Origin of the sequence: Insolitispirillum peregrinum (genome assembly GCF_900156605.1) — a bacterium.
In the GTDB taxonomy this organism is placed as follows: domain Bacteria; phylum Pseudomonadota; class Alphaproteobacteria; order Rhodospirillales; family Rhodospirillaceae; genus Insolitispirillum; species Insolitispirillum peregrinum.
Genome location: NZ_FTOA01000001.1, coordinates 832,794 through 855,155 on the forward strand (window position 1 = coordinate 832,794; position 22,362 = coordinate 855,155).

Sequence of the window (22,362 nt, forward strand, 5' to 3'; positions counted from 1 at the left end):
TGTTAATTCAAAATAAACAAAAAGAAACTCTTCCAATAAAAACAAAATTACAATTCAAATATTGTAACACTAACAATCATTGATACAGATATGAGAATCATGTCCAAATAAAAAATCACTATTTTTCTCATTGACTCTCCATGACATCATGATGTTCCGTCTATGCCATCACTGGATGACGTGCCTTGACCACACACGTCTCTGGATGATGAACCCTAGAATGAGTTCCGGGGAAGGCAGGCGCACGCCATGAATTGCAACTTATGAGAATAATATATCCATAAGATCATTTTATGGTGGAATGCGAAACGCATAAACCCTTCAGGAGACGACAATGATTGATTTGTCCACATCCCAGCTGATCACCTACACCTATAACGGGAGCAGCTACAGTATTCAGGTCTATAAAGACAATCTGAAGGACGGTGTTTATTACATTTTGCCGCAACCGATCATCCAGATCGGCAACACGGGTCTGCCTTCGTTCTCCCTGACCTCGTTCAACAATGGCCAGGAAACGACCGGGCAGTGCAATTTCACCACCGTGCTGCAGACACCGCCCGGTGCGGTCGGAGCCGTGCAGGAGAAGTTCCCCGGTGCCATCATCGGTGCGTGGGAATGGAGCGGCGGCAGCGCCTGGTTCAACTATCAGTATCCCGACGAACAGGGTGCCATGCAGGCATTTTCGACGGTTGCCTGGCCGTCGCTGCAGCCCACCACCACCATCGGTCAGGCCGCCCAAAGCTCGGGGCAGGCATCGTGGAGCGTCAGCCTGCCCAGCCAGGCGGCTGTCCAGGCCTTCGTCAACGCTTTCAACGGGCCGAATGCCGGTGTTTTCTCGGTTGAATACCAGATGCAGGTTCCGGGATCGCTGCCCGGGGTTGATGTGACCATCTCCTTTGACTCCCAGACCGCCTACCAGTTCGAACAGACCATCAAGGTTGACAAGAACATCTGGGGGTCGGTCACCAAGGAAACCGTCACCATCAACCAGTATCTGAAGCAGTCGCAGGCCGGGACGATCAATATCGTCTGGGGTGCGATTGACCCGGACTCGTCACAGGGCCAACAGATTACCAACTGGGCCAACCAGACCCTGCAAAATCAGGTGCAGGCATCGGTCAACCAGACCATGGCCATGATGTCGCAGAATGTGCCGGCTGGTCAGGACTACACCTTCAGCATGAATCAGGTGTCGTCGTTCTCGACACACTACGTGCAGAATCAGGTGGTGATCTGGGTAGCACAAAGCGCGACCCAGCTGCCGGGCTTTACACCCGCGGTGTGGGCAGAAGTGTTCCGTACCGTTGATACCCGCCCGCTGACCGTTGTTTTTGCGCTGGAAAACACCAACCTGTCGGTGGTGGGGATCTCTGGCGTCATGCTTTACGTCAGCTCGCCGTCGGGGAATGACATTGGTACGCTGACCGATGCCTCGTCCAACTGGATCTTCTCCCGCCCGGCGGCAGTGTCTCCCTCTGGTGCACCCAACCTGAACTACAGCTATTACTATGTCGTTCAGTACGTCAGCGGACAGTCCTGGCAGTCTCCGTCGGTTGCCACCAATGCCCTGACAACTCCGGCGGTCACCATCAATGCCGGTGATCTGAAGGCGCTGGCCGTTTCGTTCCAGTGCACCAACATTCCGTTCGGGCTGGGAGCCGGCAAGGTCGACTACGTCGAAGTTGATTTCACCTTCGTCAATCCTGCCTCCGACACCCAGACGGATCCGCAGACGGTCACACAGGTTCTGACCTTCCGCGACAACCAGACGGTGACGCCGATCCAGTTCTTCACCTACCTGCCCTATACGACCCCCTACCAGTATGCGGTCAAGTACATTATGGGCGATGGCACGGCGATTACCATGGCTCCGACCACGCCGGACAATGCCAACCGGGTGCTGATCAACTCGCCGCTGACCCCGCAGACCGTGATGCTGTACGTCGAGTGGTCGAACGGCATGTCCAACGTTGGCGTCAGTGCCCGCTGGGTGGACCCCAACAACGACGTCTCGGCACCGTCAAAGACCTGGTATCTGCCGAGTTCGTCGGCCCAGCCTGCCGACTGGGAGTTTACCGCCCCCAACAATCCGGCGGCCTATCCGCAGATCACCTCTCAGCAGATGGTCATCAACGGCAAGATCGTGCGGCCGAACACCCCGTGGAACAATGACGGGGTCTTTATTGGCGTCAGTGGCACCCAGACCTCGTACACCGTTATCATCGATCCATCGCTGGTGGACTGGAACATCTGGCGAATGGTGTCGCTGAATGCCTACCTGATTGATTCTCGGGGCGGGCTGGAACAGATGCAGAGCTATTCGTTCATCAAGGGGACCGGGCCGAAGTTCCGCACCTTCCTGGTGGACGGGATCAAGACCCAGCTCGACTGGTATTACACCATGAGCTACATCCCGGCTCCCGGCATGGGGCAGACGATCAACGTGCCGCAGACCCTGTGCCAGTACAACACCCTGATCCTGTCCTCGACGGTTACCACGCGGGCGCTGTACACCAACCAGCAACTGCATCTGGATCCGGATGTGGCGGCCCCGACGCTGGCGGCGGCGCACAAGCGCCTGTGGCCTGGTCTGGCGACCCTGCCCGAGGCTGAACCTGCGACCTTTGCCTGAAAAACGGCGTGCGCCATCCAACGCACGCCCGGGGGAAACGGGGAAGACCAGCAACGGTCTTCCCCGACCTTTTCAGTCACCCTTCATCCCGGCAGGCCCGTGAGGATCCGTCCATGAGTTCGATTACCTATCACGTCCAGTCGCAAGGACTGACCGGTCCCGGTGCGACCTTATCGGAAATTGCGGTCGGCTTGACCTATGTGGACACGCTGAACGCCTACAGCGCCGAACAGTGGTTCATTCTGACTGCGGCCGAGCCAACGGCATCGTGGACCTTTGATCCTGGCCCTGCGGTGGATGGCACGCTGTTTTACCACGGCATGCTGGTCCCGCAGGCCGGTGCCGCAACATCCTTTGGCATGGCGGTGGCCGCCGGAGCGGGCAGCCCGATCGTGGTCGGTGCCAATGTTTCCCTGCCCCGTACCCTGTCGATCGTACCTGTCCAGATTGCCTGGTCGCGGGTCAGCGAGGCAGAGGTACAGGTGAACGGGCAGTACTTCCGCTTCAGCCCCAACGACACGGTTGCACGCTATCTTCCCCTGTCTGCTGCCAGCTATGACTGGTCCCTGATTTATACCCTGAACGAAGGACAAACGTTCTCCGTCCAGGCGACCGGAGCCACGGCACCGGTTCTGCTGTTGCCGCCGGTGCCTCCGCTGGCAACCATCGCCTTCTCGGTGGACTCGGCTTATTTTGACTGCCTGCCGATTGACCACATTACGGTGATGCCAACCAATCCGGGTGGACAGCCGCCGCAGATCACCCTGACGGCCAGCCAGCCCGGTCCGACAGGTGCCGATATTTTTGAAACACAGCAAGGAAGCGCCTGGACCCTGCTGTACGATTATACCTATACCGTCCACTATACCCAGGCTTCGGGCCTGTCCAGCTACACCGCGACGGTGACCGGCGAACGCAACAGCACGGTTGTCCTGAGTGAAATGGGAGTGCGCATTTTTGATGTCGCTCCGGCAATGGCTCCGGTGCTGGGCGGCATCAGCATCAGCTATACCTATGGTGCCACCACCAAAACGACACAGGCACCGGCCATCTTGCAAATCACCAGCGGTGACTATCAGCCTGGCCCGTTCTCGTATGCCGTCACCTATGCCCTCAGCGGCAGCATCGAGCCGGGAGCCGCGCTCCAGACCGGCAGCTATGCGCTGCCAGCACAAGTACCGCCGTTACCGCGGGTGATCCTTGACGGGAATCCGTTCACGGTGAAAACCACCACCGTCACTGCCAGCGGCCTGACGGACTCCCAGCGGTTTAACCTGACCCTGTTCTCGACCGAGAACGGCAACCTTGGCCTGCCCGACAACAGCCAGTGGACGATGAACGGAGCCAACAAGCCCGTGATGCTGACCAAAGCCGCTCCCAGCCAGACCTATACCTTTGCCGCCATTTCCCCGGACCTCGCAGCCTTGTCCTTTGCCGGTTCGCTGATTGATCAAACGATGGGGACTTTCACCAACGCCATTTCGGCCAACAGCAGTCTCCATCTGGCCCCGCATGCCATTCCCTATTCCATCACCGTCAACCCGACGCTGGTGGACTGGAAGACTGTTGACAGCGTGACCCTGACCCTCTGCAATGATGCCCACCCTGCTGAATCCTCAACGATGACCTTCACCCCGGCCAGCGGTTTCGAGTATGCGACCTATCCCGTCGCCCGCCCCGGATCGGTTCCCACCATCAGCTATTGCGCGGTTTACAGCCTGAGCGATGGCAGCAAGCGGACAGAAAAGCAGACGTCCGTTCCTGCACCGGCAACCCTGATACTCCCTGCAACCGGCTCATTGACAGGAGACCAATGCTGAGTCCCGATCCAACCGTCCCGGTGGGGGGAGGCCTTCCCCCCACCCTGTCGTGGGCGCACGCGGTCATATCCCGCTGGCTCCCGGCCGAGGCAGCGCGCATGGCAGAGGTACTACCCGTCGCGCTGGCGCGCCGACTGACCAGCGGGGGCGACTGGGGAGGCAGCACCCTGACCATGCCGGGCGACCCGCTGGAAATTGCCTTTGCCACCCATGATCCGCTGTCCCTGCGCTATACCGTCGATCCGGGGGTGCAAGATCTGCCGGAGTTGCTGGCCCTGTGGCACCGGCTGGGAGCCCCGACCCTGCCCTCCGAACCGCTGGAGACGGCTCAAGCCTTGTGGCAACAGGGTCAGCCGCGCTTCCACGCCTTTATCGGTGTCCGCCACCGACAGGCCGAAGACCGTTTCAAGCTGTATCTGGAAGTCCCGGAACAGGCTGCCTCTGCAGCCGAAGCCTATGCCAGCGGAGTGCTGGAGTGTCCGGGGGTTCTCCCCAACCGCCCGCAGCGGGTTGAGATGATTGGCGTTGACCCCACCGATGGCCGGATCGAAATTTACGGGCGCATCACCGACATGATGAGCCACGAAGTCGGAACCGTCCTGTGGCGGGGCGGGCTGGCTCACCGCAAGGCCGAGCTGCTGGAGCTGCTGTCGTTGTGTTTCGGCTTTCCCGTCCAGCGGGACTTGCCGGGATCGGTGTTCGGATACAGTTACGCCCGCGCCCCCACCGGCCCGGTCGCCGTCACCCTCTATACCCACGCCCGCACCCTGTTTGGCCGGGAAGGCAGCATTCGCAGTTCCCTGCTGTCGCTGGGGCGGCGGTATGGCTGGGATCTGGGGCTGTACGCCGACCTGTCCGCACCGCTGGCAAATCTGGCCGACCTGACCACCCGCCACACCATGTTCGGCATCACCTTGGTCGGCGACGCACCGCCAACGGTGAGCTTTGGACTGGCACCACCCGAGGAGAGCTGCGGATGAGCATCCCCATCAGGGCCGATCGCCTGCAACGGATTCTCGCCACCCAGACAGACCGTGGAGCCTTTCCATCGGTGGTCTTTCTGCCCGATGGGCCGGCTGACGATGAAAACGGCTTTGTCACGGCTCTGGTGCTGGATGCCCTGGCGGCTGCCGGGGAGTCACAGGCGGCCACCGCCGCCCGTGAACGGGCTCTGGACTTCCTTGCCCGCTGCGAGGCCCCGGACCAGCCGGGCAGCTTCCGCTTTTATCCCCTTGGCGAACATCCGTCCTGGATGCCCCTGCCACTGGTACCGGATGCCGATGATACCGCCCTGTTCTCGTTGGCGCTGGTCAACGGCGGACGCTGGCCTCGGGCATCTCTGGCCGAACGGGTGCTGCCGGTCCTGAACCGCTTCCGCATGGCCTGGGTCTCGGGGGCTGCCAAACCATGGCATACCGAAGGATGCCATTTCACCTGGCTGGATCCGCGCTACGTTCCCAACGACGTTGACCTGTGCGCGAATGTCAACGTTGCCACCATGGCGTGGGTGGCAGATACCCCGGCGGCGCTGACCAGCGTCACCGCCGTCGCCACCATGGTCAAGCGCGGACTCGACTGGGCGGGGCCATCGGCAGCCCGGGCCCGCCTGCTGTCACCCTATTACCCGTCCCCTGCCGAATTGGCTCACGCCCTGGCCCGTGCTGTCCGGCTGGGGGTGACTCCTTTGCGCCCACTGTGGGAGATTGCCCGAACCCATCCATGGGCGCAGGACGAAGACGACGCCCCGCTGTGCTCCTCCGACGATGGCCGCATCATCTGGCGCGCCCCTGTATTGCGAGAGGCCCGTGCGCTGGCAGCAGAGGAGAAAGCACTCACCCCGGACTGTTTTCTTTAGCCAGGGGCCCCTACCGCCGCTCGAAATCTCCGAAACGGTCTTGCAGGCGGCGGATGGCCTTGCTGCGCTCCAGCACGCTTTCCCCCTGCACGGCGATGGCGCTGGTCACCAGCAAGTCCAGCAGCGCCGCCAGCGGCATGAAGGAATCCCACGCCCGCCAGCTCATCGCCGGAATGCTGAGGGTAACGGCCCCCTCGGCCTGCCCCCAATCGCAGTGGGTGTCGGTGATCAGCAAAATCGGGATGCCTGCGGCACAGGCTTCATCAAACAACAGCTGCGACTTGCTGGCAAAGCGGCGACAGTCGATCAGCACCAGCAAGCGCCCGGCGGGATCGCCGTCGAACAGCTCCAGATAAGTTCCGTTCAGGCCATCCATATAGCGGACCGCCGGCCGAACATAGGACATCTGTTCGGAAAAATAGCGGGCGATACCGCTGATATTCTGAAAAGAGGCGATAAACACACCGCCAGCCTGCGTCAGACGACGCACGGCCTCGTCCCATTCCGGGCTGTGGGACAGCTTGTTCAGGCTTTGCAGGGCTTCGATTTGCTGGATCACCATCCCGGACACCAAACGCCCGTTCCCCTGATCGCGCCGCAGGTCATCAACCGTATCCTGCAACTCCCACGCCGAGCTGATCGGGCCGTGGCGCAGTTCGGATTTCAGGGCGTCCAGACTGCCATACCCCAACTCGCGCAGGTAGCGGGTGACGGTCATCGCACTCAGCCCGACATGGGCGGCGATGGAGGCGGCCGTCTCGAACGGAATGGTTGCCAGATTCTGGGCAAAGTACTCCGACAGCAAGCGCCCGGCCTTGGTGCGGCGGGCCTCGGGGGATTGGAACACGGCAAGAAGACTATCCATCACATCCCGCATGGCTCAGGAAAACAGCGACGCCAAGTATGCGCCATCCAGGGCTTCGACAAAACGCCCCTTGCGCCCCAGACAGGGCGTAGCGGCCAGCATGGCGTTCAGGACTGCTTCGTCAACCGCCTCGACCACCGCCATGAACATCGGGTCCAGCAGGTCATTGCCGACGGCGGTCAATGACAGCTCCGGCGGCTCGGGGAGAGGTCCGGGAGAGTTGGCGGTGCTGAAGGCCAGAAAGATATCGCCCGAGTTGTTGCCCGATGGCGTGCCGCCGCGACCAATGCCGATTGCCGCCCGTCGCGCCAGTCGTTGCAACTGGATCGGCAGCAAGGGCGCATCGGTGGTCACAATCGCAATGATCGAGCCTTTTTCCTGCGTCCACACCGCCTTGCCCGGCAACGCCTTGCCGACCGGCTTGCCGCACACCGTCAGCCATGGCCGCAGGCCGTGGTTCGCCTGCACCAGCACGCCAACGGTATAGTCCTTCCCTTTCAGGGTCACCACGCGCGAGGCAGTGCCGGTTCCGCCCTTGTACTCATAGGCGATCATCCCGGTGCCACCGCCGACACTGCCTTCGGCCACCGGCCCCGCCGTGGCGGCATCAATGGCGGCCAGCACATGATCTTCGGTGACCGACTGGGCGTAGATGTCATTCAGCCAGCCATCATAGGTCTCGGCGGCGACCGGCAGCAGCCATAGCCCGTGTCGGTCAAGGCGTGGGCCAAACTCGCGGATCATCCAGCGAATGGTGCCATGGTGCGCCCGCCCCAGAGACAGGCTGTTGGTGATGGTGATCGGCCCGGTGAACCAGCCTGCTTCGTGCAGCCAGTGCGTTCCGGTCATTTCACCATTGCCGTTCATCGCAAAGGCCCCCCCCCACACCGGCGCCAGCAAGTCCTGTCGCGGACGGGGCAGAATGGCGGTGACGCCGGTGTGCAGGGCCGGGTTGGCGGGATCGGTCAGGGTGGTCATGCCAACCGTGACACCTGCCACGTCGGTGATGGCGTTATGCAGGCCGGTCCGGCCTGGCACGGGCAGGCCCAATCCACGGGCACGCAACGAGCCGGATGGCGAGACCAGAGCAGGATCGGGCGATGAAGACATGGGGGAACCTCGCGGGCAGGGAAGCAGAACAGGGCAAACGATGCTCTGACCGGCGCATGTTAGTCAATCAACATTTTCAGAAAAATATTGTTGACTAACATTCCTTCTCTCCATCACACTTGCACAAATGATGGGCGGAAAAATTATCGCTCAAATTTTATGCATCACGATCAAAGGACGCCTCCCCCATGATGTCCGCCCCCCCATTCCCCGCCCCCGGCACCACGCCCATCGTCTGCGTCTCTGCCGCCTCCAAAAGCTTCCACACCCCCGACGGGCGGCTGGTCGAAGCCTTGAAGGCGGTCAGCCTCGACATTCCGGCAGGCAGGTTCACCACCCTGCTCGGGCCATCCGGCTGCGGCAAGACCACGCTGTTGCGCCTGATCGGCGGCTTTGAGGAACCGACCGGCGGCGGCATCTTCATTGACGGCAAGCTGATGGAAGGTATCCCGGCCCATCACCGCCCGACCAACACCGTTTTTCAGCACTATGGCCTGTTCCCTCACCTGACGGTGGCAGGCAACGTTGCTTACGGGCTGGAAATCGCCAAGGTGCCGAAAGCCGAAATACGCCAGCGGGTCGCGGAAGCGCTGGAGATGGTCCGCCTGCCGGGGATGGAAACGCGCAAGATCACCCAGCTTTCCGGCGGCCAGCAACAGCGGGTGGCGCTGGCGCGGGCATTGGTCCTGCGCCCCAAAATCCTGCTGCTGGACGAGCCGATGGCCGCGCTGGACCGGAAACTGCGCAAGGAGATGCAGACCGAGTTGAAACGCCTGCAGCACGAACTGGGCATTGCCTTCCTGTGCGTCACCCACGATCAGGAAGAAGCCCTGTCGATGTCCGATCTGGTGGTGGTGATGAATCGCGGCCAGATCGAACAGCAAGGAACGCCGCGCCAGATTTACGACCAGCCGGAAACGGAGTTTGTCGCTGGCTTTGTGGGGGAAATCTCGCTGTTCCGGGGCCGGATCGTCGGCGACAGCCTGCAAACAGAGGCAGGCACCACCCTGTTGATCGATGCCCTTGCTTCACCGCCGGATCAGCCGGTGACCGCCTGTCTGCGTCCCGAGAAACTGGCACTGGCGAAGCCCGATAGCACCACCCCCCTGCTGCACGGCACTGTCCGCGATGCCACCTATCTCGGCACGTCGACACGCCTTGAGGTCAGTCTGGGAAACAGCGAAGGAGGCATGAGCGACACCGTGATTGCCACCCTGCACGGTGACAGCCCGGCCATCGGTCAGCCGATCACCCTGACCTATTCCCCCGCCGATGTGCGCTTGCTCCGCCACCAAGGTTAAGGATATCGCCATGTCCTTTGCATCCCCCCCACCCATTCCCCGCCGCCCCTTGCTCCGTCCGGGCATGGGCAAGCTGGCACCGGGCTTTTTCCTGTTTCTCTGCCTGTTTCTGGCCCCGGTGCTGATTGTTGTGGTGTACAGCCTGCTGACCCGTGGCACCTATGGCGGGGTGGTGTGGCACCTCGATCTGGACTCCTATGCCCGTGTCCTTGGCCTGCCCAACGAAGACGAGCTGCGCGACTGGGATTTCGTCTATCTCGGCATCTTTGCCAAATCGGCGATGGTCGCCGCCGCCACCGCTGGCTTGACCCTGCTGATGGCCTTTCCCGCCGCCTGGTACATTGCCCGCCAGCCTGACCGGCGCAAGTTCATGCTGTTGACGCTGGTCACCCTGCCCTTTTTCGTCAATGCGCTGGTGCGGGTCTATGCCTGGATGCTGATCCTGCGCGCAGACGGCCTGATCAACAACCTGCTGATGGCGAGCGGGCTGATTGATCAGCCCCTGCACCTGATCTACACGCCGGGCGCAGTGGTGGTGGCGATGGTGTACCAGTATCTGCCGTTCATGGTCCTGCCGCTGTTTGCCTCGCTGGAGAAAATGGACCTCCGCCTGCTGGAAGCCTCCCGCGATCTGGGAGCCAGCGGCAGCATCACCTTTCGCCGGGTGGTTCTGCCGCTGGCCATGCCGGGGATTGTGGCTGGCATGGTGCTGGTGTTCGTGCCGGCCTTTGGCAACTTCCTTGCGCCAACCCTGATCGGGGGAGCCAAGGACCTGCAACTCGGCCCGTTGCTGGCGCAAGCCTTTCTGTCGGCCCGCGACTGGCCGTTCGGGTCGGCCATTGCCACCCTGCTCAGTGCCGTGGTGCTGCTGTGCCTGTTCGTGATGGCGCGCAGCGAAGGCCGCCAGGCCAAGGAGGCCGTGTGATGTCGCTCCGTCCCTCGCCCCTCAAGGCCGCCCTACTGGCACACCTGTGGCTGTTCTTTCTGTTCCTGTACCTGCCGATTGCCATGCTGGTGGTCTATTCGTTCAATGACAATGCCGTCAGCATGATGACGTGGAACGGCTTTACCTTTGACTGGTACTGGCGGGTGCTCGCCAATATTGGACTGATCAGTCCATCCAGCGATCTGGCCGGATCGGGCAATCTTCAGCTTTACTCCGACCCCAACCTCGGCCCGGCGGCCCTGAACAGTGTGATCGTGGCGCTGGGCTCGGCCAGTCTGGCCACCGTGATCGGCACCCTCAGCGCTCTGGGGCTGGCGCGATGCACGTTCCCCGGCAAGCTGGCCTATCGTACCGCGCTGTACCTGCCGATCGTGATCCCCGATATCGTGCTGGGGATTGCCCTGCTGGTGTTCCTGGCCGCCCTTTCCTTTCCGCTGGGTCGGGTCTCGGTGATCCTTGCCCACACGGTGTTCCTTGCCTCTTACGTCACCGTGGTGGTTGGTGCCCGTCTGGCCGGGATGAACACCGCCCTCGAAGAAGCCTCGGCCGATCTCGGGGCTTCGCCGTGGATCACCTTCTGGCGTGTCACCTTTCCCCAGCTTGTTCCCGGTATCGTCGGCGGCTTTTTGCTGTCGGTGGTGATTTCCTTCGACGATCTGGTGATCGCCTATTTCACCAGTGGTGTCGGGGCGACCACCCTGCCGGTGTACCTGTTCGGTGCCATCAAGCGCAACGTCTCGCCCGAGATCAACGCGATTTCCGTCCTGATGATGCTGTTGTCGATGGTGATCGTCGCCCTTGCCCTGTGGTTGCGCCGTCCGACACGGGCGTAATTCCCTTCCCTTTTCTTCCCCGACCTGATGGAGTTTGCTCATGCGTCGTTTGCGTCACCTTGCTGCCGCCTCGCTGACCGCCATGGCCATCGCAGCTGGCCTGCCCTCGGCCCCCGCCAGCGCGGCTCAGGAACTGCACCTTTACAACTGGACCATCTACATTGATCCCGCCGTGGTTGACGACTTCCAGAAGGAAAGCGGGATCAAGGTCACTCTGGACAACTATGGTACCAACGAAGAAATGCTGGCCAAGGTGCAGGCCGGGGCCGATGGCTATGACATCGTGTTCCCGTCGGTATTCATGCAGGATATCATGAGCCAGTTGAACCTGCTGGGGAATCCCGGGCTGAAGAGCATCGACGGCTATAACAATCTGGACCAGAAATACTTCATCGCCAAAAGCGACCCGCAGCACGAAATCTGCCTGCCCTATAACTGGGGCACCACCGGCCTGATCTATAACAAGGCCTTGACCAAAGGACAGGCCGTCGATAGCTGGAAGGTGATTTTCGAGCCGCCCGAAGCCTTGCGCGGCAAGATTGCCGTGTTGGATGACGTGCGGGAAACCATCGGGGCCGCATTGGTTTACAATGGCTTCTCGTTCAATTCTACCGATCCGAAGGAACTGGCCAAGGCACGGGACACCATCGCCAAGGCCAAGCCCTATTGGGCGGCGATGCTGACCGACGGCATCGGCGACAAGGTGATCAACGGCGACTTTGCCGTGGCGCAATGGTGGTCCGGCTCGGCGGCGCAGACGGTGGCCTCCAAGCCCGATGCGGTTGGCTATGTGATCCCCAAGGAAGGCGCCAACGGGTTCCAGGAACAGATGTGCATGCTGGCCAAGGCCCCCAATGTCGCCTCGGCCAAGGCGTTCTTCAGCTACATGATGCGCCCGGATGTCGCCGCCAAGAATACCAACTGGCTGCATGGCGGCACCACCAACAAGGCGGCTCTGACGATGGTCAACCCGGCCCTGCGCAGTGATCCGAACCTCTATCCGTCCGACGAAGTCCGCCAGCGTCTGCATCTGGTGCAGGATCTGGGCGACAAAATCCGCCTGTACGATGCGGTGTGGACCAAGATCAAGGCTGAATAACAAAGAATATACTGTATGATCTTACGCTGCTGCCCGGCGTTCCCCTGACGCCGGGCCTCTTTTCCCCGGAGCCCCCTCATGCGCCTTGCCGCCTACCAGTGCCGAGCCCTGACCGGGGACATTGCCGCCAACCTGCACCGCCTTGATCGCATTGCCTGCGCCGCCAGTGCCGCCGAGGCTGACGTGTTGGTGGTCCCGGAACTGTACCTGACCGGCTATTGTCTGGGGGACCGGACCAGCGAATTTGCCATGTCGCCCGATGCCGCTGCGTTACAGGAAGTGTCGGCCATTGCCCGCCGTCATGCGGTGGCGCTGGTGGTGGGCTATCCCGAACTGCGGGCTGGCGCGGTTTATAACACTGCCGCCCTGTGGGATCGCAGCGGAGCCTTGCTAAGCCGCTATCGCAAGATCAACCTGTTTGGCGATGAAGAAAAACGGCTTTTCCGCCCCGGCGATGCCACCGAGACCACCGCCATCGCCGGAATGAGCGTCGGCATGCTGATTTGCTATGACGTCGAATGTCCTGCCGCTGCCCGTTCGTTGGCCGATGATGGCGCACAGGTCATTCTGGCCCCAACGGCCAACATGCTGCCCTACCGTGCTGCCGCCATCACCGCCCCCCGCGCCCGTACGCTGGAAAGCGGAGCGGCGCTGGTTTACGCCAACTATACCGGCGATGAAGGCCCCCTGACCTATACCGGCCTGAGCGTCATCGTCGGCGCGGACGGCGAAGACCGCGCCCGCGCCGGAGACCAGGGTGAAGCCCTGCTGATTGCCGAGGTGTAACTGACGGGCCCGCCCGGTCAGAGCATTTTCAAGTTGACCGTCGACGGTCAACGGCTCGGAAAATGCGGCACTAAAAGGGAAGAGCGTTTTCGCTCGATGTGAAAACGCTCTAAAGCGGTAGCAGCCCACTCCACCACACTGCCCCGGCCAATACACAGGCTGCCAGCAGAACCAGATACACCCCCCACGGCTGCTTCTTTTCGGCAAACGGGTCATGCAGGGACCGAACCGCTCCGGCAGGCAAGCGGGCCTGCGTGGTCAACGAATTTCCGAACGGAATGTTGATCCGCACCCGGGCATTGACCGCCCAGCCGGTGGCGTCAAGGATCGGGGCCAGATTGCGCTGCCGCAGCTTCAGATAGGCGATCACCATCGCCGGTCCCGAGATCACCAGCACCAATCCCAGCACCGCCAGCGGCATCTGCCACCACGTCAGCCGCAGGAAGCCAGTCACCACCGAGGCAATCGCCGTCCCGATGGCCCCGACCGCCAGACCGATGGCGGCAAAGATCCCGGCAAACCGCCCGACATCAAACGCTGCCGGAACCGCCGGGGCGGGAGATGCCGCAGCTGGAGCAGGTGTTTTCGCTGCCGGAGCAGGGGCTGAAGCTGCGGCTGGGGGGGCAACGGGCAACTGGAACGATGACAGCGGGGATTGCTGCGAATGCAGGGTTGCCAGCTTCTCCAACTGGTCGTTGATCATTTTGGCAAATTTCTTGTATGGCGACCAGAACGCCTGTCCCAGACTGATCGGATGGTCAACGATCTTGATAATCGTGGCATCCCAATCCCGCCCCTCCCGGTCATAAAAGACGCCGTTGCGCCCGACCATCAACTGGTCGCTGTCCCCGACGGTGAAGGCGGCGGCGATGGTCATTTTTTCACTGCCACCTTTGCGCTGGCAGGAACAATAGACCAGATAAATCCGCGACAGGGCGGCCAGCGTGGCATGGGCCGCCACATCATTGACCCGCACACACAGATCGGCACTGCGGCCATCCAGATACAGCCGTCCGGCGAGGAAAATGGCCTTGCCCCTTCCGGCGTAGAAGTCGCGGAAGGAGACGAAATTGTTCAGCAGCCGATGCAGCCCCAGACGCAACCGAAGCAGCCGTTCGACTTCTTCGATCGCTTCGACATCCCTGGCGACGGCCAGATCAGAGGCCACCAGCGCCTCCAGATCAGCCTGCCGGTTTTGCCCGGCAATCTGCCGCAGGCGCTCCGCCCCCAGCGTCATCACTGCTGACGTCGGCTCTTGCGCCATCCACTCCAGACGGGGCTGATAGAGCGCGCAAATGTCTTGCCACTGCGCCATGGTCAGAGTCTCACACTCCCCCAGCACGGGCAGGACGACCTGCTGGCGGAAAGCCTCCAGTGCCGCTCCCCACGCCGGGTTCACCCCGCTGCGCAATGGCAGGGAGCCTTCGGCGTGGACTTCGGCCAGCGGCAGGGGAGTCAACAGGGCCAGACTGTCACTCAGTCCCTTGTCAGCCAGTTGCCCCAGAAGGTCCGGGCCGGGATTGAGCAGGTCGGTGGCATCCCGGCGATAGGCTGCCAACTGACAGCGCAGGAAATAGCCATCAATTTTCTCGCGCACCGCCAGCAGGGCTTCGGCTCCGTCCGGCGTTCCGGCCAATCCGCTGTCACCGTCCAGCCAGCCAGTCGCTTCGACAACCGCGCTGTAGAATGCCGTGATGGTGTCCAGCGTCACCCCATCGGCGCCAGAACGGTCGGTGGTTGCCCCCTGACACTGGATAATGTCGTTGATCAGGGCGATCAGGTCCGGGTCATCGCCCGCCGTTGCCACCGGAACCACGCCATCACCGTTAAAGCGGGTGGACTGGAAAATGCTTTCCGTATCCAGAGCATCACTCAGGGCCAGGGTTTCGGCATCGGGCCGCCCCTGATGAGCCAGAATCCGCCGCGCCGAGGCCAAAACCCGCGCTCCGGCCTCGCTGTCTGCGTTAATCGCCAACAGGCGCAAATCGACCCCCGGACGCACCAGTTCTTCGGGGTCGGCCAAAACGGTCTTCAGCCAGGCGATTTCGCGCAGAATGTCAGCGGCGCGCACCCGCCCGCTGCCGTCAAGGTCGAGCAGGCTCAGGGTTTGCCGATCAAATTCCAGTCCGTCAACCGGGCAGGCCAGCGCAACCCACAGCTTTTGATCAAGCGTATCAAGGGCCAGAATATCTGCACCAGTCTCCAGCCGGGCCTGATCAAAGCCACCGGCCCGGAAAAACTGCATTGCCTCTTTGCTCACCTGAAACACCTCCTGCTGTTTGTGCGTCTGGTCAGCATAGCCGATTTCGCCGGAAAGCTGCGTGCCGTTCCATCACAGTGGCACAAATTTGTTTTGACGGTGTGTTTGCCCGCCCGCGCTAGAGCAGCGTGCGCTAAATCAGAGGCAGGCACGCTGCTCTAGCTTTTTGTTTTGCCGCATTGTTGTTGCGAAAACCGGTTCCCACTTTTCGCACAATGCTGGTTTGTTCTGTCGCATTGTTGTTGCGAAAACCGGTTCCCACTTTTCGCACAATGCTCTAAACCTCTGTGCAATCCCGCAGGGATGGTCAGATGTTGGAGAGAGAAGCATGTCACTGCCCGGTGCACCCCATGGTGCGGCACGGGGTGCAACCCCTGCGCCGTTGTGGCTCAGTTACCCCGAGGCTTTCAGCCCGGAAGAATGTGCCAGCCTGATCGACATGATGATCTTTGGGGCCCATAAAAGCGCCGGGCTGGTCAACGGCAAGGCTGAACAGTCCATCCGGCAAACCGATATCCACTGGATCCCGGAAAACGACGAAACATCGTGGGTCTATCAACGTCTGGCCCAACTGGTGGCGCAAGGCAACCGCGATGCCTTTGGCTATACCCTGTCCGGCTTTGACGAGGACGCCCAGATTGGCCGCTACCAGAACGGCGGTTTTTATGACTGGCATATCGACCGTGGCGGTCGTGGGATTGGTGCCCGCCGCAAACTGACCGTTTCCGTACAGTTGTCCGATCCGACCGACTATCAGGGGGGCGAATTGCAGCTTAATCCCGATGGCCGCGTTGTGACCGCTGAAACAGCCATCGGGACCGCCGTCGTGTTCCCGGCCTATATGCTGCACCGGGTTGCCCCGGTGACGCAGGGCGTTCGCCATTCGCTGGTTATCTGGACCCACGGTCCTGATTTCACCTGATTTGTTTATCGCTGCTGCCAAAGAAAGACCCTGCCATGGCTCCGCCCCGCTCGTTCCGCCCGTCCAATCGTCCTTCCGGCCCCGGCAAGGGGCCTGCCAAAGGGCGGGGTGGCAAACGTCCGTCCACTCCGCCAGCGGCAACCCCGCACGGACCAATCCTGTCCCTGAGCATTGACCGTCTGGGAGCCCGTGGCGATGGCATCGCCCATGCTGATGGACAGACGGTCTTCGTTCCTTTTGCCTTGCCCGGCGAAACGGTGCAGGCTCAGGCGCTGTCGCGCAGCAGCGATGGCGTCAGCACGGTCCTGAAGGGGATCGAACAGCCGTCCGAACACCGTGCAGACCCTGTCTGCCCGCATTTTACCCGCTGTGGCGGTTGCGTAACCCAGCACATGGTCCGCGAGGACGAAAGCGTCTGGAAGCGGTCGCTGATCGTCGAAGCCCTCAAGCATCGGGGCTTTGAGGATGCCGACGCCCTGGTGTCGTCCACCATCGCCCTGCCCGCCGGAAGCCGCCGCCGGGCCGTGTTTGGCTATCGCCGGTTGGCGGAACGGGTGGTGGTCGGTTTCAACGAACGCGCCAGTCACCAGATCATTCCGCTGGATGCGTGCCCGGTGCTGGTCCCGGCCCTGTCATCCCTGCCAGCCCGCTTGTCTGCCCTGCTGGCCCCGGTGCTGCCCAAGGGCAGCCAGGGCGACATCATGGTCGTTGCCAGCGATACCGGCGTTGACATGATGCTGGATATCCCCGCAATTCCGGACCTCGCCGGACGGGAAGGACTGGCGGCGGTGGCAGACCAGCTTGACCTCGCCCGCCTGACGGTACGGATCGGCAAGACCCCCGAGCCGATGGTGATGCGTCGCCAACCGGTGATCACCCTGGGGAACACCCGGTTGCCGCTGCCCATTGGAGCCTTCCTGCAGCCGAGTGCCGAAGGTCAGCAGGCCTTGCAGGATCTGGTGCTGGCTGCGGTCCGGGATACCACCGGGGCGGTTGCAGACCTGTTCTGCGGCATGGGGACCTTTGCCCTGCCAATCGCAGAACTGGGCCGACAGGTGACCGCCTACGACCTCGAAGCCGTCCAGACCGCCCCCCTGCACACCACCGGCCGGGTCAAGGCTCAGGCCCGTGACCTGTTCCGCCTGCCGTTGATCATTGACGAGCTGAAGCCGTTCTCCACCATCGTCCTTGATCCTCCGCGCGCCGGAGCCCAGCAGCAATGTCAGGAACTGGTCAGGCTACCCTCCGGCGTCGGGCCGCAACGGGTGGTGATGGTGTCCTGTAGTCCGGCCACCTTCTCACGCGATGCCCGCATTCTGGCTGATGGTGGATATCAGCTGAATTCCGTCACCCCGGTTGACCAGTTTGTCTGGTCTGCCCATGTGGAACTGGTGGCAGTTTTCACCCGATAACGCTATCCTCATAGCATAATAAGGGATTCTGCACACGGACCCATCCTTCGACATGACCTTTGGGGGGCAACGCACGATGCATACTGTGGCAACCATCCTTCTTGCGACCCCTCACCCTGATGCGGTTGCGGCCTTGCTGACCAGCCTGAGCCGTAGCGGCTATGCCTGCCGGTTGACCTCCCCGGACACCCTGTCGTCGGCCATCGCGCAGGAGGCCCCTGACATTCTCCTGCTCGGGCCGGGCTTCAGCGGGAATCTGCTGGAAACAGCCCTGCACAGCGCCGCCAATGCCCCCTGCCCGGCCCTGTTGCTCGCAGCCCCCGGAGATGAGGCCGCAGTCCTCAGCGCGCAGGAGCATGCCCTGGCTGGCATTCTGCCCTGGCCTGACAGCATCGACGCCCTGCCGTACTATCTGCATCCTCTCACCCGGCTGGCAACCATGCAGAGCGAGCTGGCTCGCCGGCAACAGACCTGCCATTTGCCAGCCACGGCAGCAGGGCACGGCAATCCGTCGCTGTCAGACCCGCCTGCGTCGGTTTTGATCATCAGCACCCATCCGTCCGTGGCCAGTCTGCAGGCAACGCTGGCCCCAGAGGTTGACGTTACCACTGCGCCAGACACCTTTTCCGCACAGAGCCTGATGGAAGGACGCCGTTTTGACGCCTGCATCATGGTGCCCGACACCGACCGGGAGGCGCTGTTTGACCTGTGCCTGCAAATCCGCCGCAATCCGCGGTTGTTCAACCTGCCCGTTCTGTTTCTGGATGATGAGCAGCCGTTGAAGGCTCTGTCCATGGGGGCATCGCACGGCTTGCCACTGTCAGCCAGTGCCGCAGACCTGCGGTTTGCATTAAGGACGCTCGTTCAGCGCCAAAGGCAACGCTGGGCCTTGCGGCAAGCCATGGAGCAGACACGCTCTGCACCTTTCGCCTCCCCCATCGCCCGCGAAGCCTATAACAGCCAGTTCATGGACCAGTATGCGCGGGCTTTCCTCGCAGAACGGGCCCATCCCCATGCTTTTGCCATCGTTGGCCTGCTGTTTGCCGGGGTTGACGCCATCGAACATGAATTCGGGGCCGATGCCGAACAGAACCTGATCGCGCAAATCGCCCAGTGGTTGACGTTGCTGGTCCGCGCCGAAGATATGGTGGTGCATCTTGACGGGGCCCGCTTCTGTGTCATCCTGCCCGATACGCCACCCGAAGAAGCGGCACTGGTCATGAATCGCATTGCCGGGGTGATCTCGAACACCGACTTCGCCGTTCGCGACGTCTATCGGGTTGTCACCGTCTGGCCCTATGTCGTTCCAATGGACTTGACCCTGTGCCAACAGGCACCTAGCCTTGCTACAGAGGTCATTCAGGTGCTGGAAAGCAAAACAGCCCTGCTGTAACGCCTCCCTGGACTCTGACAGATATACTTGAGGTATCACAAAAACTGGCGCCCATGTTTGCGCACGCTGCTTCGGGACACACCATGCGGGTTGACATTATCTTTGATACGATTTGCCCTTGGTGCTTTGTTGGCAAGCGCCGTCTTGAACGCGCCCTCGCCCAGCGGCCAACTGTTGCGGCACAAATCCATTGGCGGCCATTCCTGCTGAATCCGGACATGCCGGAGCAAGGTATCCCTCGTGCTGCCTATCTGGAACGCAAGTTCGGCGGAGCGGCTAGGGTCACCCGCATGCTGAACAGTCTGGCCGAGGCAGGCAAGGCAGAGTCGATCGATTTTTGTTTTGATGCCATCCAGGTTACTCCCAACTCGGTGGACTCTCACCGTCTGGTCCAGTTCGCCCACCGACATGGCGTTGCCAATCAGGCCGTGGAAGCATTGTTCCAGGCCTATTTCGTTCATGGTCGCAATATTGGTGATCGTGACGAGCTGTTGGGCATTACCGAAGACTGTGACCTGTCCGCCGATGAATTCGAGCGCATGCTGAACAGCAATGAAGGACGGGGCGAGATTTACCTCGATAATGCCCAGACGCACCGCCTCAGCATCAACGGCGTGCCGTGCTTTATCTTTGAAAACGCCTACGGCATCGCCGGGGCACAAGATCCTGACATTCTGGTACGCATGATCGATATGGCCATTGAAGGGCCGCTCAACGACCCTCTCAGCAGCCTGCGCCCGCATGGCGATCTGGTCGGAAAGTCGGATCACGGCACACGACAGTAAGAGGACAGGGGTGTGGAGCGCTGCTCCACACCCCGCCCCCGATCTTCCTCCCTTACGGCACCGGGATCAATGCCACGGCAACGCGGCGATCCTCGGCCATCAGGACATTATAGGTCCGGCACGCGGCACCGGTATCCATCAGATCGGTCACCACACCCCGCTCTTTCAGTGCAGTCCGGACCGAGGGCGACACCAGAGCCATACGGGGTCCACAGCCGATCAACAGCACCTCCACCGCCGGTGACGCGGTCAGGATCGGTTCGAACGTCTCGAACGTCATGCTGGCAACATCGGTGGCCTGCCAGGGAACTGTCCGCAATGGCATGACGAGAACCGGCTGCTGCCACACCGTTCCCGAGATCCGAAACAGGTTATCGCCATACGACTGAATGACCTGCCGTCCTTCAGGAATTGCCGGAGTGATATCCATCAGATCATCCCTTGTCAGATCATCAAGCGCCAAACAGAAAACAGGGTTATGGAGCACTGCTCCAAACCTCGCCGGGGCCATTAGGCCCCGGACCCCATTAATTTGATATTGAAAGAAAAAATGGGGGTTCGGGGCCTCAGGCCCCGAGTGGTTCAGGCGGCAGCCTGCACTTTTCCTTCAACTGTCGTGTACTGTGATGTGAAACACATTCACAGCTCCAAGTTTCTGTTTTACCGCATTGTTTTTTTTGCGAAAACCAGAACCGCTTTTCGCACGGTGATCCAGCATCAGGCGTCGAAATCAAGGCCCCACTCGGAATAGCGTGCCCGGTCTTCGGCCCAGTCTTCGCGAACCTTGATGAACAGGAACAGATGCACCTTTTGCCCAAGGATCTCTTCCAGTTCCTTGCGGGCAGCGGCCCCGATGTGCTTGATCTGATCGCCACCCTTGCCCAGAACGATGCTTTTCTGGCTGTCGCGAGCAACAAAAATGGTCTGGTCGATCTTCACCGAGCCATCAGGACGCTCGGTCCATTTGTCCGTTTCAACGGTGATGCTGTACGGCAGTTCGTGGTACAGCTTCAGGAAGACCTTTTCACGGGTGATTTCCGCCGCCAGCATGCGCATCGGCAGATCGGACACCTCGTCTTCGGGGAACATGTAGGGCCCCAGCGGCGCGCGCGAGGCAAGGTAGCGCAGAATGTCTGCCGTACCGCGTTCCTTCAGGGCCGAAATCATGAACACTTCGCTAAAGATACCCTCGGCGTGCAGCTTGGCAGCCAGATCCAGCAGCACCGGCGGATTGACCAGATCGACCTTGTTCAGAACCAGAATCACGTCCCGATAGCCGTTCTTTTTCAGCGTCTCGATGATCGAGCTGCTGTCTTCATCCAGCCCACGCTTGCCGCTGGCCCGCTGGACATCAATCACCAGCATCACCGTGTCGGCATCGGCCAGACCAGCCCATGCCGCCGCCACCATCGCCCGTTCCAGCCGTTTTTTGGGCCGGAAGATACCGGGAGTATCAATAAAGATGATCTGAGTGTTGTCCTGCATCGCAATACCGCGAATGCGGGTACGGGTGGTCTGCACCTTGGGCGAAACAATAGAAACCTTTGTGCCGACCATCGCGTTGGTCAGCGTCGATTTGCCGGCATTCGGCGCGCCCAGCACGGCCACAAAGCCGCAACGGGTCGGAACATCATCCTGGGTGGTCGGAATCACATCATCACTCATCGTTTATCGTTTGGCCTTTTCTGCCAGGGCCTTATCCAGAAGGGTCTGTGCAGCCAACTGGGCTGCGGCACGTTTTGAAGTTCCCGTGGCGCGGGCAGGTGCCAACCCCTGCACGGAAACCTGAATGGTAAAGACAGGGCTGTGGTCCGGGCCCTCGCTGCCGACAGTCTCATAGACCGGCAGGGGCTTGCCACGCTGTTGCGCCCACTCCTGCAAGGCGGTCTTGGCGTCCTTTGGCGGGGCAGCGGCTTCTTCCATGATTGCCGACCAGTGGCGCTCGATGAACGCCTTGGCCGGGGCCAGCCCGCCATCCAGATACAGCGCGCCAAGAACAGCTTCGCACACATCGGCCAGGATCGCCGGATTTTCACGTCCACCGGCATCTTCTTCGCCCTTGGACATGGTGATAAAGCGACCGAGTTGCACCGCATCAGCCACACGCGCCAAGGCTTCCTTGCGGACCAGCGCGGTGTGACGACGAGCCAGCGACCCTTCGGCCTCGGTCGGGAATCGGCGATAAAGAATCTCGGCCACGGCCAGCCCGAGAACCCGGTCCCCAAGAAACTCCAGCCGCTCATACGAAGTCGTATCGCTGGTTGCCGCGCTGCGATGGATCAGTGCACGCGCCAGAACAGCCGGGGCTTTGAAAGAATGCCCCAGCTGCCCCATCGCACC

At 61.4% G+C, this 22,362-nt stretch carries 19 protein-coding genes; 13 read left to right on the plus strand and 6 right to left on the minus strand.

Annotated features, from left to right (window positions below):
- Window positions 1-334: 334 nt before the first annotated feature.
- From BW995_RS03515 to BW995_RS03530, 4 genes are all read left to right on the plus strand, one after another.
- Window positions 335-2,635: a hypothetical protein gene (locus tag BW995_RS03515; RefSeq protein WP_076398764.1), complete on the plus strand. Its 2,301-nt coding sequence runs from the start codon at window positions 335-337 to the stop codon at window positions 2,633-2,635.
- Window positions 2,636-2,748: 113 nt separating this feature from the next.
- The gene (locus tag BW995_RS03520) at window positions 2,749-4,455 is read left to right on the plus strand and encodes a hypothetical protein (RefSeq protein WP_076398765.1); all 1,707 of its coding nucleotides are present in this window, start codon (window positions 2,749-2,751) and stop codon (window positions 4,453-4,455) included.
- Between the two features lie 98 nt (window positions 4,456-4,553).
- Entirely contained in the window at window positions 4,554-5,435 is an 882-nt protein-coding gene (locus tag BW995_RS03525) for a hypothetical protein (protein WP_139332736.1), read from the plus strand.
- A complete protein-coding gene (locus tag BW995_RS03530) occupies window positions 5,432-6,310 on the plus strand; it encodes a hypothetical protein (protein WP_076398767.1) in 879 nt (292 codons plus the stop codon). The genes BW995_RS03525 and BW995_RS03530 overlap by 4 nt, the downstream gene beginning before the upstream one ends.
- Window positions 6,311-6,320: 10 nt before the next feature.
- Here the strand turns inward: BW995_RS03530 and BW995_RS03535 are convergent, their stop codons facing one another.
- A complete protein-coding gene (locus tag BW995_RS03535; RefSeq protein ID WP_076398926.1) occupies window positions 6,321-7,175 on the minus strand; it encodes a MurR/RpiR family transcriptional regulator in 855 nt (284 codons plus the stop codon).
- 15 nt (window positions 7,176-7,190) lie between these two features.
- Complete coding sequence (locus BW995_RS03540; protein WP_076398768.1) at window positions 7,191-8,285, minus strand: DmpA family aminopeptidase; 1,095 nt, start codon at window positions 8,283-8,285, stop codon at window positions 7,191-7,193.
- A gap of 188 nt (window positions 8,286-8,473) precedes the next feature.
- On the opposite strand from BW995_RS03540, the gene BW995_RS03545 reads away from it, so the two are divergent.
- The 5 genes from BW995_RS03545 (at window position 8,474) to BW995_RS03565 (ending at window position 13,250) form a co-directional block, all read left to right on the plus strand.
- Entirely contained in the window at window positions 8,474-9,586 is a 1,113-nt protein-coding gene (locus tag BW995_RS03545) for an ABC transporter ATP-binding protein (RefSeq protein WP_217696038.1), read from the plus strand.
- Between the two features lie 10 nt (window positions 9,587-9,596).
- Window positions 9,597-10,511: an ABC transporter permease gene (locus BW995_RS03550; protein WP_084194540.1), complete on the plus strand. Its 915-nt coding sequence runs from the start codon at window positions 9,597-9,599 to the stop codon at window positions 10,509-10,511.
- The gene (locus BW995_RS03555; protein ID WP_076398769.1) at window positions 10,511-11,365 is read left to right on the plus strand and encodes an ABC transporter permease; all 855 of its coding nucleotides are present in this window, start codon (window positions 10,511-10,513) and stop codon (window positions 11,363-11,365) included. Before BW995_RS03550 ends, BW995_RS03555 begins: the two co-directional genes overlap by 1 nt.
- Window positions 11,366-11,405: 40 nt before the next feature.
- Window positions 11,406-12,464, plus strand: coding sequence for an ABC transporter substrate-binding protein (locus BW995_RS03560; RefSeq protein WP_076398770.1), 1,059 nt, complete (start codon window positions 11,406-11,408; stop codon window positions 12,462-12,464).
- Window positions 12,465-12,542: 78 nt separating this feature from the next.
- Window positions 12,543-13,250 (plus strand): nitrilase-related carbon-nitrogen hydrolase, encoded by a 708-nt coding sequence (locus BW995_RS03565; RefSeq protein WP_076398771.1) that lies wholly within the window; start codon window positions 12,543-12,545, stop codon window positions 13,248-13,250.
- Between the two features lie 109 nt (window positions 13,251-13,359).
- On the opposite strand, the gene BW995_RS03570 is transcribed toward BW995_RS03565, so the two are convergent.
- Window positions 13,360-15,510 (minus strand): hypothetical protein, encoded by a 2,151-nt coding sequence (locus BW995_RS03570; protein ID WP_245821240.1) that lies wholly within the window; start codon window positions 15,508-15,510, stop codon window positions 13,360-13,362.
- A 328-nt stretch (window positions 15,511-15,838) separates the two neighbouring features.
- Between BW995_RS03570 and BW995_RS03575 the strand changes: the two genes are divergently transcribed.
- From BW995_RS03575 to BW995_RS03590, 4 genes are all read left to right on the plus strand, one after another.
- The gene (locus BW995_RS03575; protein WP_076398773.1) at window positions 15,839-16,432 is read left to right on the plus strand and encodes a 2OG-Fe(II) oxygenase; all 594 of its coding nucleotides are present in this window, start codon (window positions 15,839-15,841) and stop codon (window positions 16,430-16,432) included.
- Between the two features lie 35 nt (window positions 16,433-16,467).
- The gene (locus BW995_RS03580; protein ID WP_076398774.1) at window positions 16,468-17,844 is read left to right on the plus strand and encodes a class I SAM-dependent RNA methyltransferase; all 1,377 of its coding nucleotides are present in this window, start codon (window positions 16,468-16,470) and stop codon (window positions 17,842-17,844) included.
- Between the two features lie 85 nt (window positions 17,845-17,929).
- Window positions 17,930-19,237, plus strand: coding sequence for a diguanylate cyclase domain-containing protein (locus tag BW995_RS03585; RefSeq protein ID WP_175616967.1), 1,308 nt, complete (start codon window positions 17,930-17,932; stop codon window positions 19,235-19,237).
- Window positions 19,238-19,320: 83 nt separating this feature from the next.
- Entirely contained in the window at window positions 19,321-20,022 is a 702-nt protein-coding gene (locus BW995_RS03590; RefSeq protein ID WP_076398929.1) for a DsbA family oxidoreductase, read from the plus strand.
- Window positions 20,023-20,074: 52 nt separating this feature from the next.
- Here the strand turns inward: BW995_RS03590 and BW995_RS03595 are convergent, their stop codons facing one another.
- The 3 genes from BW995_RS03595 to rnc form a co-directional block, all read right to left on the minus strand.
- On the minus strand, window positions 20,075-20,452 hold the full coding sequence (locus BW995_RS03595) for an Mth938-like domain-containing protein (protein WP_076398776.1): 378 nt from the start codon (window positions 20,450-20,452) through the stop codon (window positions 20,075-20,077).
- Window positions 20,453-20,739: 287 nt separating this feature from the next.
- Window positions 20,740-21,687 (minus strand): GTPase Era, encoded by a 948-nt coding sequence (gene era, locus BW995_RS03600; protein WP_076398777.1) that lies wholly within the window; start codon window positions 21,685-21,687, stop codon window positions 20,740-20,742.
- A 3-nt stretch (window positions 21,688-21,690) separates the two neighbouring features.
- Complete coding sequence (rnc, locus tag BW995_RS03605; protein ID WP_076398930.1) at window positions 21,691-22,356, minus strand: ribonuclease III; 666 nt, start codon at window positions 22,354-22,356, stop codon at window positions 21,691-21,693.
- Window positions 22,357-22,362: the final 6 nt, after the last annotated feature.

Coding starts and splice junctions, on each gene's coding strand:
- BW995_RS03515 (WP_076398764.1), top strand. CDS start 335: ATGATTGATTTGTCCACATCCCAGCTGATCACCTACACCTATAACGGG.
- BW995_RS03520 (WP_076398765.1), top strand. CDS start 2,749: ATGAGTTCGATTACCTATCACGTCCAGTCGCAAGGACTGACCGGTCCC.
- BW995_RS03525 (WP_139332736.1), top strand. CDS start 4,554: ATGGCAGAGGTACTACCCGTCGCGCTGGCGCGCCGACTGACCAGCGGG.
- BW995_RS03530 (WP_076398767.1), top strand. CDS start 5,432: ATGAGCATCCCCATCAGGGCCGATCGCCTGCAACGGATTCTCGCCACC.
- BW995_RS03535 (WP_076398926.1), bottom strand. CDS start 7,175: ATGGATAGTCTTCTTGCCGTGTTCCAATCCCCCGAGGCCCGCCGCACC.
- BW995_RS03540 (WP_076398768.1), bottom strand. CDS start 8,285: ATGTCTTCATCGCCCGATCCTGCTCTGGTCTCGCCATCCGGCTCGTTG.
- BW995_RS03545 (WP_217696038.1), top strand. CDS start 8,474: ATGATGTCCGCCCCCCCATTCCCCGCCCCCGGCACCACGCCCATCGTC.
- BW995_RS03550 (WP_084194540.1), top strand. CDS start 9,597: ATGTCCTTTGCATCCCCCCCACCCATTCCCCGCCGCCCCTTGCTCCGT.
- BW995_RS03555 (WP_076398769.1), top strand. CDS start 10,511: ATGTCGCTCCGTCCCTCGCCCCTCAAGGCCGCCCTACTGGCACACCTG.
- BW995_RS03560 (WP_076398770.1), top strand. CDS start 11,406: ATGCGTCGTTTGCGTCACCTTGCTGCCGCCTCGCTGACCGCCATGGCC.
- BW995_RS03565 (WP_076398771.1), top strand. CDS start 12,543: ATGCGCCTTGCCGCCTACCAGTGCCGAGCCCTGACCGGGGACATTGCC.
- BW995_RS03575 (WP_076398773.1), top strand. CDS start 15,839: ATGTCACTGCCCGGTGCACCCCATGGTGCGGCACGGGGTGCAACCCCT.
- BW995_RS03580 (WP_076398774.1), top strand. CDS start 16,468: ATGGCTCCGCCCCGCTCGTTCCGCCCGTCCAATCGTCCTTCCGGCCCC.
- BW995_RS03590 (WP_076398929.1), top strand. CDS start 19,321: ATGCGGGTTGACATTATCTTTGATACGATTTGCCCTTGGTGCTTTGTT.
- BW995_RS03595 (WP_076398776.1), bottom strand. CDS start 20,452: ATGGATATCACTCCGGCAATTCCTGAAGGACGGCAGGTCATTCAGTCG.
- era (WP_076398777.1), bottom strand. CDS start 21,687: ATGAGTGATGATGTGATTCCGACCACCCAGGATGATGTTCCGACCCGT.
- rnc (WP_076398930.1), bottom strand. CDS start 22,356: ATGGGGCAGCTGGGGCATTCTTTCAAAGCCCCGGCTGTTCTGGCGCGT.